At 62.4% G+C, this 16,360-nt stretch carries 13 protein-coding genes; 10 read left to right on the plus strand and 3 right to left on the minus strand.

Annotated features, from left to right (window positions below; genetic code table 11):
• The first annotated feature begins 153 nt into the window (after positions 1-153).
• The 7 genes from trpE to J1777_RS02695 all read left to right on the plus strand — a co-directional run bounded on the left by trpE (position 154) and on the right by J1777_RS02695 (position 8,531).
• A complete protein-coding gene (gene trpE / locus J1777_RS02665; protein ID WP_207574291.1) occupies positions 154-1,653 on the plus strand; it encodes an anthranilate synthase component I in 1,500 nt (499 codons plus the stop codon).
• Positions 1,650-1,994 (plus strand): chorismate mutase, encoded by a 345-nt coding sequence (locus J1777_RS02670; protein WP_207574292.1) that lies wholly within the window; start codon positions 1,650-1,652, stop codon positions 1,992-1,994. Before trpE ends, J1777_RS02670 begins: the two co-directional genes overlap by 4 nt.
• Entirely contained in the window at positions 1,991-2,572 is a 582-nt protein-coding gene (locus tag J1777_RS02675; RefSeq protein WP_207574293.1) for an anthranilate synthase component II, read from the plus strand. Before J1777_RS02670 ends, J1777_RS02675 begins: the two co-directional genes overlap by 4 nt.
• 142 nt (positions 2,573-2,714) lie before the next feature.
• Positions 2,715-3,761: an anthranilate phosphoribosyltransferase gene (gene trpD, locus J1777_RS02680; protein WP_207574294.1), complete on the plus strand. Its 1,047-nt coding sequence runs from the start codon at positions 2,715-2,717 to the stop codon at positions 3,759-3,761.
• Positions 3,762-4,104: 343 nt separating this feature from the next.
• Positions 4,105-4,908: an indole-3-glycerol phosphate synthase TrpC gene (trpC, locus tag J1777_RS02685; RefSeq protein ID WP_207574405.1), complete on the plus strand. Its 804-nt coding sequence runs from the start codon at positions 4,105-4,107 to the stop codon at positions 4,906-4,908.
• A 140-nt stretch (positions 4,909-5,048) separates the two neighbouring features.
• A complete protein-coding gene (locus tag J1777_RS02690; protein WP_207574295.1) occupies positions 5,049-7,721 on the plus strand; it encodes a diguanylate cyclase domain-containing protein in 2,673 nt (890 codons plus the stop codon).
• Between the two features lie 84 nt (positions 7,722-7,805).
• Complete coding sequence (locus J1777_RS02695; protein ID WP_207574296.1) at positions 7,806-8,531, plus strand: uracil-DNA glycosylase; 726 nt, start codon at positions 7,806-7,808, stop codon at positions 8,529-8,531.
• A gap of 37 nt (positions 8,532-8,568) precedes the next feature.
• Here the strand turns inward: J1777_RS02695 and queA are convergent, their stop codons facing one another.
• Positions 8,569-9,651: a tRNA preQ1(34) S-adenosylmethionine ribosyltransferase-isomerase QueA gene (gene queA / locus J1777_RS02700; RefSeq protein ID WP_207574297.1), complete on the minus strand. Its 1,083-nt coding sequence runs from the start codon at positions 9,649-9,651 to the stop codon at positions 8,569-8,571.
• A gap of 221 nt (positions 9,652-9,872) precedes the next feature.
• Here queA and J1777_RS02705 point away from each other — a divergent pair, with 221 nt between their 5' ends.
• Positions 9,873-11,003, plus strand: a complete 1,131-nt coding sequence (locus J1777_RS02705) for a bacteriohemerythrin (RefSeq protein ID WP_207574298.1) — start codon at positions 9,873-9,875, stop codon at positions 11,001-11,003.
• Positions 11,004-11,070: 67 nt separating this feature from the next.
• Here the strand turns inward: J1777_RS02705 and J1777_RS02710 are convergent, their stop codons facing one another.
• Entirely contained in the window at positions 11,071-12,315 is a 1,245-nt protein-coding gene (locus J1777_RS02710; RefSeq protein WP_207574299.1) for a DUF3391 domain-containing protein, read from the minus strand.
• A gap of 86 nt (positions 12,316-12,401) precedes the next feature.
• On the opposite strand from J1777_RS02710, the gene recG reads away from it, so the two are divergent.
• Both recG and J1777_RS02720 read left to right on the plus strand, forming a co-directional pair.
• Positions 12,402-14,534, plus strand: a complete 2,133-nt coding sequence (gene recG, locus J1777_RS02715) for an ATP-dependent DNA helicase RecG (protein WP_207574300.1) — start codon at positions 12,402-12,404, stop codon at positions 14,532-14,534.
• 90 nt (positions 14,535-14,624) lie between these two features.
• Positions 14,625-15,587 carry a LysR substrate-binding domain-containing protein gene (locus J1777_RS02720; RefSeq protein WP_207574301.1) on the plus strand — a complete coding sequence of 321 codons (963 nt, stop codon included), beginning with the start codon at positions 14,625-14,627 and terminating at the stop codon, positions 15,585-15,587.
• 9 nt (positions 15,588-15,596) lie between these two features.
• On the opposite strand, the gene J1777_RS02725 is transcribed toward J1777_RS02720, so the two are convergent.
• Entirely contained in the window at positions 15,597-16,262 is a 666-nt protein-coding gene (locus J1777_RS02725) for a YiaD family glycine zipper/OmpA-like lipoprotein (RefSeq protein ID WP_207574302.1), read from the minus strand.
• Positions 16,263-16,360: the final 98 nt, after the last annotated feature.

The following is a 16,360-nucleotide window of genomic DNA, read 5'->3' on the forward strand; positions in this document are numbered from 1 at the left end:
CCGACCGGGGAGCCTGGCCCTGGCGTAAGCCTGCTGCTGTAACCGCTTAAAGCGCCCCGGCGCACTGGGGTGGTGGCTGCCTGGGCCACCGCCGTTGAATGAACCGCAGCACCGCAACGCCTGCTGCCCCTTGTTGCAAGGAAACCTCCCACCGTGATTACCGAGCTGGAATTTCAAAGCCTGGCGCGTGCCGGCTACCACCGCATCCCCCTGGTGACCGAAGCGTTTGCCGATCTGGAAACCCCCCTGTCGCTGTACCTCAAACTGGCGCACGCCCATGGCGACGGCACGAACAGCTTTTTGCTGGAATCGGTCGAAGGCGGCGAGCGCTTTGGCCGCTACAGCTTTATTGGCCTGCCCGCGCGCACTTTGCTGCGTGCCAGCGGCTTTGGGGCCGAGGCGACAACCGAAGTCGTCACCGACGGCCAAGTGGTGGAGACGCACCACGGCAACCCGCTGGACTTTATTGCCGCTTACCAGCAGCGCCTGAAAGTGGCGCTGGTGCCCGGCCTGCCGCGTTTTTGCGGTGGGCTGGCGGGCTACTTTGGCTACGACGCAGTGCGCTACATCGAGCCCAAGCTGGAAAAAACCTGCCCGCCTGATGGCCTGGATTGCCCGGATATTTTGCTGCTGCAGTGCGAAGAGCTGGCGGTGATCGACAACCTCTCGGGCAAGCTGTACTTCATCGTGTATGCCGACCCCAGCCGGGCCGAAAGCTACAGCCGCGCCAAAAAGCGCATGCGCGAGCTCAAAGAGCTGCTGCGCTATTCGGTGAGCGTGCCGCAGATCAAGGGCGGCGACAGCCACCCGGCGCAGCGCAGCTTTGCCAAGGCCGACTATCTGGCGGCGGTGCAAAAAGCCAAGGATTTGATTGCGGCGGGCGATTTTATGCAGGTGCAGGTCGGCCAGCGCATTCACAAGCGCTACACCGAATCGCCCCTGTCGCTGTACCGGGCGCTGCGCTCGCTCAACCCCTCGCCGTACATGTATTTCTACAACTTCGGCAGCTTTCAGGTGGTGGGCTCCAGCCCCGAGATTTTGGTGCGCCAGGACAAGGTGGCGGACGGCGAGAAAATCACCATCCGCCCGCTGGCCGGCACCCGCCCGCGCGGTGCCACGCCCGAGGCCGACCTGGCCACCGAGCACGAACTGCTGGCCGATCCCAAGGAGCGCGCCGAGCATGTGATGCTGATTGACCTGGCGCGCAACGACATTGGCCGCATCGCCCAGACCGGCAGCGTCAAAGTGACCGAAGCCTTTGTCGTGGAGCGCTACAGCCACGTGATGCACATCGTCAGCAACGTGGAAGGGTTGCTCAAACCCGGCCTGTCCAGCATGGACGTGCTCAAGGCCAGCTTTCCGGCGGGCACGCTCTCGGGCGCACCCAAGGTGCACGCCATGGAGTTGATCGACCAGTTGGAGCCGACCAAGCGCGGCATCTACGGCGGCGCGGTGGGCTATTTGAGCTTTGCCGGGCACATGGACATGGCGATTGCCATTCGCACCGGCGTGATCCAGAACGGCACGCTGTACGTGCAGGCCGCCGCCGGGGTGGTGGCCGACTCCGTGCCCGAGCTGGAATGGCAAGAAACTGAACACAAAGCCCGCGCCCTGCTGCGCGCGGCGGAATTGGTAGAAGAAGGATTGGAATGACGTTGGCCATCGACAAAGTGCCGCACTGCACCAGCATGACCGAGGTGCGGGCGGGCGTGAATGCCCTGGACGATGTGCTGGTGCCCCTGCTGGTGCAGCGCAGCGGCTATATGACCCAGGCCGCGCGGGTGAAGAACGACGAAGGTCTGGTGCGCGATGAAGAGCGCATTGAAACCATCGTGCAGCGCGTGCGCACCCTGGCGCAGGCGCAGGGCGGCAACCCCGACCTGATCGAGCGCATCTACCGCGCCATGATGGAGTGCTACATCGCCTACGAACACGATGAGCTGGCCCGGCTGCGCGCCGCCGGTCTGCCGCCGAAGCAAGAGGAGTCGGTATGAAAGTCTTGATGCTGGACAACTACGACAGCTTTACCTACAACATCGTGCAGTACCTGGGCGAGCTGGGCGCAGACGTGACCGTGGTGCGCAACGACGAAATGCCGCTGGAGCAACTCGTCGCGCTGGTGGCGGCGCAGGGCATTGAGCGCATCGTTATCTCGCCCGGCCCGTGCTCCCCGGCCGAGGCCGGCATTGCCGTGGCAACGATTCAGCACTTTGCCGGCCAGCTGCCGGTGCTGGGGGTGTGCCTGGGCCACCAGGCGATTGGCGCGGCCTTTGGCGGCGACATCGTCCGCGCCGGGCAGCAGATGCACGGCAAGACCAGCGTGATTACCACCGACCAAAAAGGCGTGTTTGCCGGGCTGCCCCAACAGTTCACGGTGAACCGCTACCACTCGTTGGTGATTGACAAGGCCACGCTGCCCGCGTGCCTGACCGTCACCGCCACCAGCGAGGATGGCGAAATCCAAGGCGTGCGCCACACCACGCTGGCCGTGGAAGGGGTGCAGTTCCACCCCGAGAGCATCCTGACCGAGCATGGCCATGCGATGCTGAAAAACTTTTTGCAAGCGGCGTAATGCCCGCCCCAGGCCATCCTTGCGGTGGCCTTTGTTTTAAGAGCTGCTTGCGCTGGTAAACCAATGGTTTCAGCGTTTAATTGATTTGAAAGCATGAATAAATAAGCGGATGCAGCTCACAAATTAATCACAGGACACCCCCATGACCCCCGTAGCCCAGCATCTGGCCATCACCCCGCAGGAAGCGCTGCAGCGCACCATCGAGCACCGCGAAATCTTCCACGACGAAATGCTGCACCTGATGCGCATGATCATGCGCGGCGAACTCTCGCCGGTGCTGTGCGCGGCCATCCTCACCGGGCTGCGCGTGAAGAAAGAGACGATTGGCGAAATCTCGGCCGCCGCGCAGGTGATGCGCGAGTTTTCCAACAAGGTGCCGGTGCGCGACAAAACGCACCTGGTCGATATCGTCGGCACCGGCGGCGATGGGGCGCACACCTTCAACATCTCCACCTGCGCCATGTTTGTCATTGCCGCCGCCGGGGCCAAGGTCAGCAAGCACGGCGGGCGCAGCGTGAGCAGCAAATCGGGCAGCGCCGACGCGATGGAGGCGCTGGGCGTGAACATCAACCTGACCCCGGCGCAGATTGCCGATTGCATTGCCGAAGTGGGCGTGGGCTTTATGTTTGCCCCCAACCACCACCCGGCGATGAAAAACGTCGCCCCAGTGCGCAAAGAGCTGGGCGTGCGCACCCTTTTCAACATCCTGGGGCCGCTGACCAACCCGGCCGATGCGCCCAACATTTTGATGGGCGTGTTCCACGAAGACCTGGTGGGCATCCAGGTGCGCGCCCTGCAGCGCCTGGGGGCGGAGCATGCCGTCGTGGTCTATGGTCGCGATGGGCTGGACGAGATCAGCCTGGGCGCGGGCACGCTGGTGGGCGAGCTCAAAGACGGCGTGGTGCGTGAGTACGAAATCCACCCCGAAGACTTTGGCCTGCGCATGGTGGGCACCCGCGCTTTCAAGGTGGAGAACGCGCAGGAGTCGATTGCCATGCTGCGCGGTGTGCTGGCGGGGGACGCGGGCCCGGCGCACGATATTGTGTGTTTGAACGCCGGGGCGGCGCTGTATGCGGCCAATGTGGCCAGCAGCATTGAGGATGGGCTGCGGCGGGCGCGGGAGGCGATCAATACCGGCGCGGCGCTGCAAAAGCTGCAGCAGCTGGTGGTTTATACCGGGCGGATGTGAGGGCTGATTCGGCTGCAATGCAATGATGGCTTGCGGTAGTTGCTTTCTTTTTTGATTTTTTAGTTTTGCTGGCCGGGACTCGCCCCGGCGGGCGACTAACTTTCTTGCGCGCGCAAGAAAGTCAGCAAAGAAGGCGTGCTGGCGCAGCTTTGGCACCGCAGAACTCACTACGCGCCCTGCGGGCGCTGCGTTCGGACAACTGCGGTGAGTCAGACGGGATGTGCCTTGGTTGTTCTTGCGGCTGCGCCCTGACGGATACGTTGTTATGGAATGGCTGGCTCGCTTGCTGCGCAGCTTCGCGGGGTGGGCTGGGGTGGTGGTGGTGGAGTTTTTGGAGAGAACGATGAGTGATATTTTGGAAAAAATCTGCGCCGTCAAGCGCGAGGAAATTGCGGCTGCGCAGCGGCGCATGCCGTTGGCGGAGATGCGCCGCGATGCGGAAAGCCGGGTGCTGACGCGCGATTTTGTCGGGGCCATGCGCGCCAAATTGGCCCAAAACCAGGCGGCGGTGATTGCCGAGATCAAAAAAGCCAGCCCCAGCAAGGGCGTGATCCGCAAGGGCGAGTTCATCCCGGCGGACATTGCGCAAAGCTATGCCCAGGGCGATGGCAAGGTCAGCGCTGCCTGCCTGTCGGTGCTGACCGACAGGCAGTTCTTCCAGGGCCAGCCCGACTATTTGAAGCAGGCCCGCGCCAGTTGCCCGCTGCCGGTGCTGCGCAAGGACTTCATGGTCGATGCCTACCAAATCTACGAATCGCGCGCCATGGGGGCCGATTGCGTGCTCTTGATCGCCGCCTGCCTAGACGATGGCCTGATGGCCGAGCTGGAGCAGATCGCCCTGAGTCTGGACATGGCCGTGCTGGTGGAAGTGCACGATGGCCGCGAGCTGGAGCGGGCCTTGCAGTTGAAAACCCCGCTGGTGGGCATCAACAACCGCAACCTGCGCACCTTTGAGGTGGACATCCAGACCACGCTGCAGCTGCAAAAAGAGGTGCCGCCCGAGCGCATCTTGGTCACCGAATCGGGCATTCTTGGCCCGGCGGACGTGCGGGCCATGCGCGATGCGGGCATTCACAGCTTTTTGGTGGGCGAGGCCTTCATGCGGGCCGACGACCCCGGGCTGGCGCTGGCGCAGCTGTTTGCCTAACAGGGCACCCCGGCCCAGGTGCTGGCCAGGTGCTGCCAGCGGCAAAGTACGCGTTTACCCTAGGTACAAGCCCTGGAGAATGGGACACAAACTGGCGCTTTGCTCTTTAAAATTTGTGACCTTTTGTAAAGTGATTGCTCGTGCTGCGCTCCCTCTTGCTTCCCCCCCGTGACCGTTACCGCCGAGAGTGGTGGTGGTTGCTGTGGGTGGGTGTGGCGCTGGGGGTGTTGCTGGTGGCGGTCTTGGCGTGGGAGCGGGACACCCTGGTCGCCAGCGAGCGTGAGCGCCTGACCCAGCAAGCCAGCGTGATTCATGACAACTTGGCGCGCCAGCTGCAATCGATTGACAAGGGGCTGGCCAGCATTCTTGATGCCATTGCCCAAACCCGTGCCTTGGGGCTGGACCCGAATCGGGCGCAAGAGCGCATTCAGACCCTGGCCGATGCCATGGTGGGGGTGGGCGGCATTTTGTGGCTCGATGGCCAAGGCCGGGTGCAGGCCAGCAACCATTTGGAGTTGATTGGCCGCGATTTGAGCAGCCGGGCCTACTTTCAAACGGCCAAAAGCAGCATCGTGCTCAACACCTTGATTGTGGGCGAGCCGTTTGCACCAGAGCCTGCCATGTGGGTGCTGCCCATTGTTCGGCCCGTGGTCAATGCCGAAGGGGGGCTTGACGGGGTGGTGGTGATGGAGCTCTACCCCGAAGATTTGTCTACCCTGCTGCGCTCAGTGCTCTATGCCCTGGACATGTACGCCACGGTGATTCACCCCCTGGGGCGGCGCTTTGTCTGGCAAAACCAGCAGGGCTCAGATACGCAAGCACCGCAGTATGGGCCCACGCCCATGCTGCGGCAGTTCCAGGCCAGTGGTGCCCGGCAAGCGGTGTTGCAAGGGGTGCTGCGCCCGGATGAGCCTGAGCGGATGGTGGCCATCACCACGGTGCAACCGGCGGGCCTGCCCATGAACCATGTGCTGGTGGTGGCCGTGGGGCGCACACTGCCGGCGATTTTTGCCTCGTGGCGCACGACGGTGTGGGTGACCCTGGCGTTTTATCTGCTGGTGGGCATGGTGGTGGTGTTTGGCTTGCGCGTGATGCAACAGAATTTGCGCAGCCAAGAGCAGTCCCTGCTCGACAAAGACCAGGCGCTGAGCAATTTGTGGCACGCCGTGCTGATCGCCACTGGCCAGGGCGTGTGGGATGCCAATTTGCAGACCGAGCAGGTGTATTTTTCCTCGGCCTGGAAAGCCCAATTGGGCTACGAGGATGCGCAGATTGGCAACACCTTTGCCGAATGGACGATGCGCATCCACCCCGACGATGTGGGGCGCACCAAAGCGGCCTGGGCGGAGTGTGAAAACGGGCGGGACGATTACGACTGCGTGTACCGCCTGCGCTGCCAAGACGGCAGCTACCGCTGGGTGCAGGGCAAGGGGCGGGTGCTGTCGCGCGATGCGCAGGGGCGCATTGTGCGCATCGTCGGCACGAACACCGATGTCTCCGAAGAGCGGCGCCTGCGCGAGCGCTTTGAGCATTTGACGCAAAACGTGCCCGGCATGATTTACCAGTTTCAGCTGGAGAGCGATGGCACCAGCCACTTTCCCTACGTCAGCAAAGGCGGGGAAGATATTTATGGCTTTAGCGCCAATCTCAAGCTGCCGCCCACCGGGCGCAAAGCCAGCAGCGTGATTCACCCGGACGATGCGCTGCGCGTGGCCAAAACCATTGTCGAATCGGCCCAACAGCTCACCCTGTGGCGCCAGGAATACCGGGTGTGCCTGCCCGAGCGGGGCGAGCGCTGGGTCAGCGGTGTGGCCCGGCCCCAGCCACTGGAGAGCGGGGCCGTGCTCTGGCATGGCTATATCCAGGACATTACCGAGCAAAAACACCAGGCCATGGAGCTGGAAGAGGCGCAGCGCATGCTCCAGCACCTCCTGCACGCCATGCCGGTGGCGCTGTGCATGGTGGATGAATCACGCCATATTTACTTTCGCAATCAGCGCTTTTTGGATTACTTTGGCTACACCGAAAGCCAGGTGCCCAGCATGGATGAGTGGGCCGTTTTCGCCTACCCCGATCCCGCCTACCGCAGCCAGGTGGGCTACGAGTGGCGCCAAGCGCTGGCCTATGCCGCCACGCACGATGGCTACATCCCCAGCCAGGAGTACCGCATCACCGCCGCCAGCGGCAGCGTGCTGACCATGGCCATCGGCGGTGTGCAGTTTGGCAGCAGCCTGCTGGTGACCTTTGTCGATCGCACGGCCGAGCAAGCGCACAGCGAAGCACTGGAGAAAATGGCCTTTATTGATGCCCTGACCGGCCTGCCCAATCGCCGCCAGTTTGACCAGGCGCTGCAGGCCGAATGGCAGCGTGGCGTGCGCAGCGGCCAGCCCTTGGCGCTGCTGCTGATGGATATTGATTTCTTCAAACAGTACAACGACTTGTATGGCCACCCCGAAGGCGATGCCTGCCTGCAAGCCGTGGCCAAGGTGCTGCCCAGCGGCTTGAACCGGTCGTACGACTTGATCGCCCGCTATGGCGGTGAAGAATTTGTTTGCCTGTTGCCCGAATGCAGCTTGGAGGGCGCACGCGCCAAGGCCCAAGCCTTGTGCGCGGCAGTGCGGGCGCTGCAGCGGCCCCATGCCGGCTCACAAGTGGCCGCGCATGTGACCATCAGCATTGGGGTGGCCGCCGTTGTGCCCAGTGCCGATGCCCGCCCGGAGCAATTGCTGGCCCAGGCCGATGCCCATTTGTACGCGGCCAAGCAAGCTGGGCGCAATCAGGTACACGCTGGAAATCATGAAAAGGTGAGCTGATACCGCTATTAATATCAAGATATCAGCAATCAATTGCTTGAAAAATGTTGAAATACAAGCGGTAAAAGCTATCAAAATTGATCTATGACTTCTTCCCTGTTACCCCCTTGCGCTGCCGATCAACTCCTGCACGCCGACCCCGCGCAATGGCCTGTCGCCCCTGGATGGCAGCCCTTGGTGGCCGAGTTTTTTGCCAGTGCTGCGGGGCAAGCACTGCAAACATTTTTGCAGCAGCGCCAAGCGGCGGGCGCGGTCATCTTTCCCCCTGAGCCCCTGCGCGCGCTGGCGCTGACCGATGCGCCCGCCGTGCGCGTGGTCATCCTGGGGCAAGACCCCTACCACGGGCGCGGCCAGGCCGAGGGGTTGGCGTTTTCGGTAGCGCCAGGGGTGCGTTTGCCGCCCTCGCTGCGCAATATTTTCAAAGAGTTGCAGCGTGATTTGGGCCAGCCCTTGCCGGCCTTTCCCCAGCCTGGCGGCAGTTTGGTGCGCTGGGCGCAAAACGGTGTGCTGCTGCTCAACACCTGCCTGACCGTGGAAGAGGGCCAGCCCGCCAGCCACGCCGGCAAAGGCTGGGAGGTGCTCACCGATGCCATCATCCGCCAGGTGGCCGAGCAGGGGCAGCCCACCGTATTTATGCTGTGGGGCAGCCATGCGCAAGCCAAGCAGCGCCTGATTCCTGCGGACCGGGGGCACCTGGTGCTGACCAGCAACCACCCCTCGCCCCTGTCGGCCCTGCGCCCGCCGCAGCCCTTTATTGGCAATGGCCACTTCAGCGCGGCCCGGGCCTTTCGCCAGCAGCACGGCTATTGATATTGAGCCGGGGGCGGCTTAGATCATGAACACGTTCTTACTGGCGCTGCAGCAGCATCGCATCGCCGTAGCTGAAAAAGCGGTACTGCTGCCCAATGGCGTGCTGGTACAGCGCCTGAATGTGCTCGTACCCGGCAAAGGCGCTGACCAGCATCATCAGCGTGCTTTTGGGCAGGTGAAAGTTGGTCAGCAGCAAATCCACCACCTGAAATTGAAAGCCCGGGGTGATAAAGATGTTGGTATCGCCCGTGGTGTTGCCGCTGGCGGCCCACGACTCCAGCGTGCGCACGCTGGTGGTGCCCACCGCCAGCACCCGGCCCCCGCGCTGGCGGCAGCGCTCCAGGGCGGCCAGGGTGGACAGTGGGATGTCGTACCACTCGCTGTGCATCTGGTGCTGGCTTAAATCTTCGGTTTTCACGGGCTGAAAGGTGCCTGCGCCCACGTGCAGGGTGACGCTGGCCGTCTCCACCCCTTTGGACTGGAGGGCGGCCAGCACGCCCGCATCAAAGTGCAAGGCGGCGGTGGGCGCGGCCACGGCGCCGGGCTGGCGGGCAAAAACGGTTTGGTAGCGCTCGCCATCTTCGGCCGCATCGGGGTCGTGGCCGCTGGCTTGCTGGCGCTCAATGTAGGGCGGCAGCGGCAGGTGGCCGTGCTGCTCCATCAATTGCCAGGCAGTGGCCTCTTGTGGGCCGTGCAGCGCCAGGTGAAACAGGGGGCCATCGGCATCGGGCCAGCGGCCCAGCAGCGTGGCATCAAAGCCGCCGTGTTGCAGGCCGCCGCACAGATGCAGGCGGGCTCCGGGCAGGGGTTTTTTGCTCACTTTCATGTGGGCCACCACCTCGTGGCCGCCGGGCAGCACACGTTCAATCAACAGCTCTAATTTGCCGCCGCTGGCTTTTTCGCCAAACACCCGGGCCTTGACCACTTGGGTGTCGTTAAACACCAGCAAATCGCCGCTGTGCAGCAGGTCGGGCAGTTGGTGAAAGATGCGATCGACCAGGGGCTGGCTGCGGCCATCGAGCAGGCGCGAGGCGCTGCGCTGGGCGCAGGGGTGCTGGGCGATGAGCTGCGCGGGCAACTCGAAATCAAAATCACGCAGGGTAAAGCGTTGGGCAGGCATAAAGCAAAAAAGGCTTGAGGGCGGAACAACGCCCGTACCAAGAAACAATAAGGCGGCGATTGTCGCAAAACCTGCAGATGCTTTTTGTGACTAGGGTTTGCCCATGAAAGTAAAAAAATTGCCACCCGGGTGCTTGATGGATATCAGGAAACTTGTCACTATGGGTTCTACACTGGCGGGCTCAAAAAGCGTGTGTAAAAAAGGGAGGCAAGGTGGTGACCATGGACAACGCATTCATTTGGGATGACAGCTTTATCACAGGGTTTGACCATGTCGATCAGCAACACCATGTGCTGGTGGATTTGTTCAATGAACTGAACCAGGCGGTGCTGGATCCCAGCGGCGACAGCGATGGTCTGCTGGCCGATGTGTATGGCCGCCTCTTGGCCTACACCGAATACCACTTCCGCGAAGAAGAAGAGCTGATGGCCCAGTACGCCGTGGACACCCGCCATGTGGAAAACCACCGCAATATGCACCAGCAGTTTATTGAGCAAGTGCAAGTTTTGTGGGCGCAGCGCAGCGCCATGGGGGACCCCAGCGCTACCTTGGTGGGGTTTTTAACCTCGTGGCTGGGCCTGCATATTTTGGGTATTGACCAATCCATGGCGCGGCAAATTGCGGCGATTCATGAAGGCATCAGCCCGGCCGATGCCTATGAGTTTGAAACCAAGTTTCATGACAATGGCACCCAGGCGCTGCTGCGCTTGATTGGCAAGCTGTACACGGCCGTATCCACACAAAACATGCAGCTGGCCCAGGCCAATCAAACCCTTGAAGACCGGGTGGTGCAGCGCACCCAGGAGTTGGAGGCGGCCATGGCCCGCCTGCGCGCCATGGCCCGCACCGATGGCTTGCTGGGCATTGCCAACCGGGCCCATTTTCATGAGCGCCTGGAGCAGGTGTGCGCCCTGGCCCTGCGCGGCGAGCGCCCCGTGGGGGTGCTGATGGTGGATGTGGATTTTTTTAAAGCCTTTAACGACCATTACGGCCATTTGCATGGCGATGCCTGCCTGCAAAAAATTGCCAAAGCCCTGACCGGTTGCCTGCACCGCACTTCGGATTTGGTGGCCCGCTATGGTGGCGAAGAGCTGGTGGTGCTGCTGCCCGATACCAATCTGGCAGGGGCCCAGCAGGTGGCTCAGCGCATGGTGGAGGCCGTGGCCCAGCTGGGCATTGCCCACCAGGCCTCGACGGCAGCACCGGTAGTCACCATCAGCGTGGGCGTGTGCGCACAAATTCCCTATGCCGGCCCGGACAACGCCAGCGGTTCTGCCGCCCTGCTGGCCTGTGCCGATGCGGCGCTGTACCGTGCGAAAAATCAGGGGCGCAATCGCTGGGTGGCGGGATAGCGCGGTAGCTGGGGAAAGCCCGAATGCAAAGCGCTCCGTGCGGCAGGCAGGGAGCGCTTTTGCGTTTTTATTCCAAGACGGGGCAGGCCGTGGTTTCTTGCGCTGCGGCGGCTTGCCAGATTTTGTCCAGGTCGGGGAAGGACCAGTGGTCGGGGTCTTCGCGCTGCAAAATCCGCAGATGGGCGACGCAGGATAAATCGGTCGCCTTGGGCGGGCAGAGAAACTGGTTGCGCGTGGTGTCGTAAAAGCGCACCACTTTGGGGGTCAAAAGATTGCTTGCGCACGGCGCATACACCACCGCCAGCTCGCCATTGTTCAGGCGCACCAAGCTGCCAATGGGGTACACCCCCAGGGCTTTGACAAAGGCGCTGAACAGGCGATTGTCCAAATGTCCATGGCACCACTGGGCCATGCGCTGCAGCGCCACAGCGGGGGACCAGCCATGTTTGTAGGGGCGGTTGGAGGTAATGGCATCGTACACATCGCAGATGGCATTCATGCGGGCCAGCTCTGAGACCGCATCGCCCTGCAAGCGGTGCGGGTAGCCCCGGCCATCAATGCGCTCATGGTGGTGCAGGCAGGCATCGAGCACGGCCTGGTCGGCAATGGTGTGCTTGAGCAGCTCGTAACCGGCCTCGGGGTGGCGCTTCATGTGGGCGAACTCGTCGTCGGTCAGCGCCCCGGGTTTGTTCAGAATGTGCAGGTTCGCTTGCGCTTTGCCAATGTCGTGCAGCAGACCGGCCATGGCGGCTTGGTGGATTTTGGCTTCATCAAACCCCAGTTGCTTGGCCAGGGCCACCATCAGGGCGCTGACGGCCACCGAGTGCATATAGGTGTAGTTGTCGGCGGTTTTCAGGCGGGCAACGCTGATCAAGGCATCGGGGTTGCGCAGCACCGAGTTGGTGATTTCTTGCACCAGAATGGAATTTTTCTCCATGTTCACGGTGCGGCCCATGCGCGCTTCGCTGAACATGGCCATCACGGCATCGTGGGCCTGGGCGCACAGGGCGCGGGCCTGGGCAATTTCTTGGCCCAGCGGCGTGGGCTCGGTGCCCAGCAGGTCAGGGGCGGTGATGTCGGGCGGGGTGGTTTCAATGGGGTGCACGGGGGACTGGCGATCGTCCAGCACGTCCAGCCCTTTGCTCAGATCAATCCATACTTCGGGGACGGCGCTCGCTTGCAGTTGCTGCAGGTCTTGGGCATTGTCCAAGACGAAGGTGCTGCGCCAAAAGGGATGGTGAATCCACGCGCCCCCCAGAGCGTGGATATACATCCCTAAACGCAGTTGCTGAACGGTGATTTTCTTAAACACGTGCTAAATGCCCACAATCGAGAAAATGTTACTTCGCATATTAGCCCGTAAAAAGGCTTAAAAATCATCGTAACTGTTAAGAATGTATGCCTGTTTCTTCGAGTGATCGCCCCTTAGCAGCGGCCAGCAAAAACGCCGCCAAACCCAGCCCAGCGCAGCAGGCCATGCGCAAGCTGGGGCTGGTGCGCGATATTGATCTGGCCCTGCACCTGCCGCTGCGCTACGAGGATGAAACGCGCATCACCTTGCTGAAAAACGCCCGCGAGGGCGACACCGTGCAGATCGAGGCCACTGTGACCGACTGCGAGGTGCAATTGCGCCCCCGGCGGATGCTCAAAATCACCGTTGATGACGGCAGCGCCAGCTGCCAGCTGACGTTTTTCAGCTTCTACGCCTCGCAGCAAAAAGCCATGGCCGTGGGCACGCGCTGGCGCATTCGCGGCGAGGTCAAGGGTGGTTTTTGGGGGCGGCAAATGCTGCATCCCACTTATAAAAAGCCCGAAGGGGCGCTGCCCCAGGCACTCACCCCGATTTACCCTGTGGCCCATGGACTGCCGCAGGCCTATATCCGCCGCGCCGTGGCCAGTGCGCTGCAGCGGGTGGCGCTGCCGGAAACATTACCAGAGCACGCACCGCCACCTATTCCTAACTATTGGGATGGAAATGCCTTAAAACCTTTATTAAACCTGCGCGAAGCACTCTTGTTTTTGCACAACCCCAGCCCGCAGGTGGCGCTCGATACCTTGCAAGACCACAGCCACCCCGCTTGGCAGCGGCTCAAGGCCGAGGAGCTGCTGGCCCAGCAGCTCTCGCAATACCAAGCGCGGCAAGAGCGCTCCCGCCTGGCCGCGCCGCCCTTGCAGCCCACGGCGCAGCAGGCAGCCATCGTCAGCCAATTGCTCGCGGCCCTGCCTTTTTCCCTGACCGCCGCGCAGCAGCGCGTGGTGCAAGAAATCACGGCCGATATGGCCCGCACCCAGCCCATGCACCGACTGCTGCAGGGCGATGTCGGCTCGGGCAAAACCGTGGTCGCCGCGCTGGCGGCGATGCAGTGCATTGCCGCTGGCTGGCAGTGCGCCCTGATGGCCCCCACCGAAATCCTGGCCGAGCAGCACTTTGCCAAGCTGGTGGGCTGGCTCGAACCTATCTTGGCCCCGCTGGGCAAGCAGGTGGCCTGGCTGTCGGGGGCGCAAAAAAAGAAAGAGCGCACCGCCATGCTGGAGATCATCGCCAGCGGCCAGGCGGCCTTGGTGGTGGGCACCCATGCGGTGATTCAAGAGCAGGTGCAGTTTTTGAACCTGGCGCTGGCGGTGATTGATGAGCAGCACCGCTTTGGCGTGGCCCAGCGCCTGGCGCTGCGGCAAAAACTGGCCCATGCCAAGCTGGAGCCGCATTTGCTGATGATGAGCGCCACACCCATTCCGCGCACCCTGGCCATGAGCTATTACGCCGATTTGGATGTCTCGGTGATTGACGCGCTGCCCCCTGGGCGCACCCCTATCGTCACCCGCGTGCTGCCCGACAGCCGCAAAGATGAATTGATCGAGCGCCTGGCCGCCCAGCTGGCCCAAGGGCGGCAGGTGTACTGGGTCTGCCCGCTGATCGAAGAAAGCGAAACCCTGGACCTGAGCAACGCCACCGCCACCCACGCCGAGCTGAGCGCCGCCCTGCCCGGCGTGCTGGTTGGCCTGCTGCATTCACGCATGAGCCCGGCGGAGAAAAAAGCCGTGATGCAGATGTTTGCCAGCGGCCTGATGGGCCTGCTGGTGGCCACCACGGTGATTGAGGTGGGGGTGGACGTGCCCAATGCCTCCTTGATGGTGATTGAGCACGCCGAGCGCTTTGGCCTGTCGCAACTGCACCAGCTGCGCGGGCGCGTGGGGCGCGGGGCGGTGGCCTCGGCCTGCGTGCTGCTGTACTCGGTGGGCGACAGCGGCAAGCTTTCGGACAACGGCAAAGAGCGCCTGCGTGCCATGGCCGAAACCAACGATGGCTTTGAAATCGCCCGGCGTGATTTGGAAATTCGCGGCCCGGGCGAATTTTTAGGAGCCCGCCAATCCGGGGCCGCCATGCTGCGCTTTGCCGATCTGGAGCAAGACATGGCCCTGCTGGAGTGGGCGCGGGAACTGGCCCCGCAGATGCTGCAGCAGTATCCGCGCCAAGCGCAGCAGCACATTGAGCGCTGGCTGGGCAGCAAGGCCGAATACCTCAAGGCATGAACCGTGGCAAGGGCCCCAAAGCCCCACCTTGCCGCGCCATTGCATTGGAATGCGTGATACAAACCGTTTCTTTGATAGCAAAAAATAGTTATGACGCTCACCGAACTCAAATACATCGTCGCCGTGGCCCGGGAGCGGCACTTTGGCCGTGCCGCCGAAGCTTGTTTTGTCTCGCAACCGACGCTGTCGGTGGCCGTCAAAAAACTCGAAGAAGAGCTGGATGTCAAAATCTTTGAGCGCAGCTCCAACGAGGTGACCATCACCGCCCTGGGTGAAGACATCGTGCGCCAGGCGCAAAGCGTGCTGGACCAGGCGGCTGAAATCAAAGAAATCGCCAAGCGCGGCAAAGACCCCCTGGCCGGGGTGCTCACCCTGGGCGTGATTTACACCATCGGCCCGTATTTGCTGCCCGATTTGGTGCGCCAGTCCATTGCCCGCACGCCGCAAATGCCGCTCATGCTGCAGGAGAACTTCACCGTCAAACTGCTGGAAATGCTGCGCACCGGCGAGATCGACTGCGCCATCTTGGCTGAGCCCTTTCCTGATACGGGCCTGGCCATCGCCCCGCTGTATGACGAGCCGTTTTTGGCCGCCGTGCCCAGCACCCATCCCCTGGCCCAGCAAGAATCCATCAGCACCCAACAGCTGAAAAATGAAACCATGTTGCTGCTGGGCGCGGGCCACTGCTTTCGCGACCACGTGCTGGAGGTATGCCCCGAATTTGCCCGCTACGCCAGCAACGCCGAAGGCATTCGCCGCAGCTTTGAAGGCTCTTCACTCGAAACCATCAAACACATGGTCGCTGCCGGCATGGGCGTGACCCTGGTGCCGCGCCTGTCGGTGGCCAACGATGCGCTGCAAAGCCCGCGCCGTCGCCGCTCGGACGAGCCCTACATCCGCTACCTGCCGATTGTGGAGCCCGACGGCAGCGCCCCGCCCAAGCGCCGCGTCAGCCTGGTGTGGCGGCGCAGCTTTACCCGTTACGAGGCCATCGCCGCCCTGCGCAACGCCATCCATGCCTGCAAGCTGCTGGGGGTGGAGCGCTTGAATTAAGCACCTTGCCTAGCGCTGCTGGGGTGCCACTTCACCCATGTAGATTTCGACGCGGCGGTTTTGGGCGCGGCCTTCGATGGTGGCGTTGCTGGCCACCGGCTCGCGCGAGCCACGCCCTTCGGTGTAGATGCGCGAGCCATCCGCACCGCGATTGATCAAGTAATTGCGTGTGGCATTGGCGCGGTTGATCGACAGCGGGTTGTTCACCGCATCGCTGCCGGTGCTGTCGGTGTGGCCAATGATGTCCACCGTGTAATTCGGCGTACTGCGCAGGCCATCGGCAAAGCGGTTCAAGATGGGGGCGAAATTGCTCTTGATGTCGTAGCGGCCGGTGTCAAAAGAAACATCGCTGGGGATGTCCAGCTTCAAGCGGTTGTCTGCCGTTTGGCTCACGCCAATGCCCGTGCCTTGGGTGGCCTCCTGCATTTCGCGCTTGCGCTTTTCCATATTGGCCGACCAGATATAGGTGCCAATGCCGCCAATGGCTGCGCCGGCCACCGCACCCACCCCCGCTTTGCCGCCCGTGGCCGAGGCAATCACCGCGCCGGCCACCGCACCCACGCCCGTGCCAATGGCCGTGCGGCGCTGGGTATCGGACATGCCGGTATCGGCGCAGCCGCTTACCGTTAAAACTGCCACCAAGGCGGTGGCCGTCATGGTCATCATTTTGCGCATACAAAAGTCCTTTCCTCGGGCCAGCAGGGCCGGTACACACGATCAAAGCAATACAGATTGCCAATGGACAAGGCGCAGATTGGCGCAAAATCGGCCCC

Source organism: Comamonas denitrificans (genome assembly GCF_017368815.1).
GTDB lineage: Bacteria > Pseudomonadota > Gammaproteobacteria > Burkholderiales > Burkholderiaceae_C > Comamonas > Comamonas denitrificans.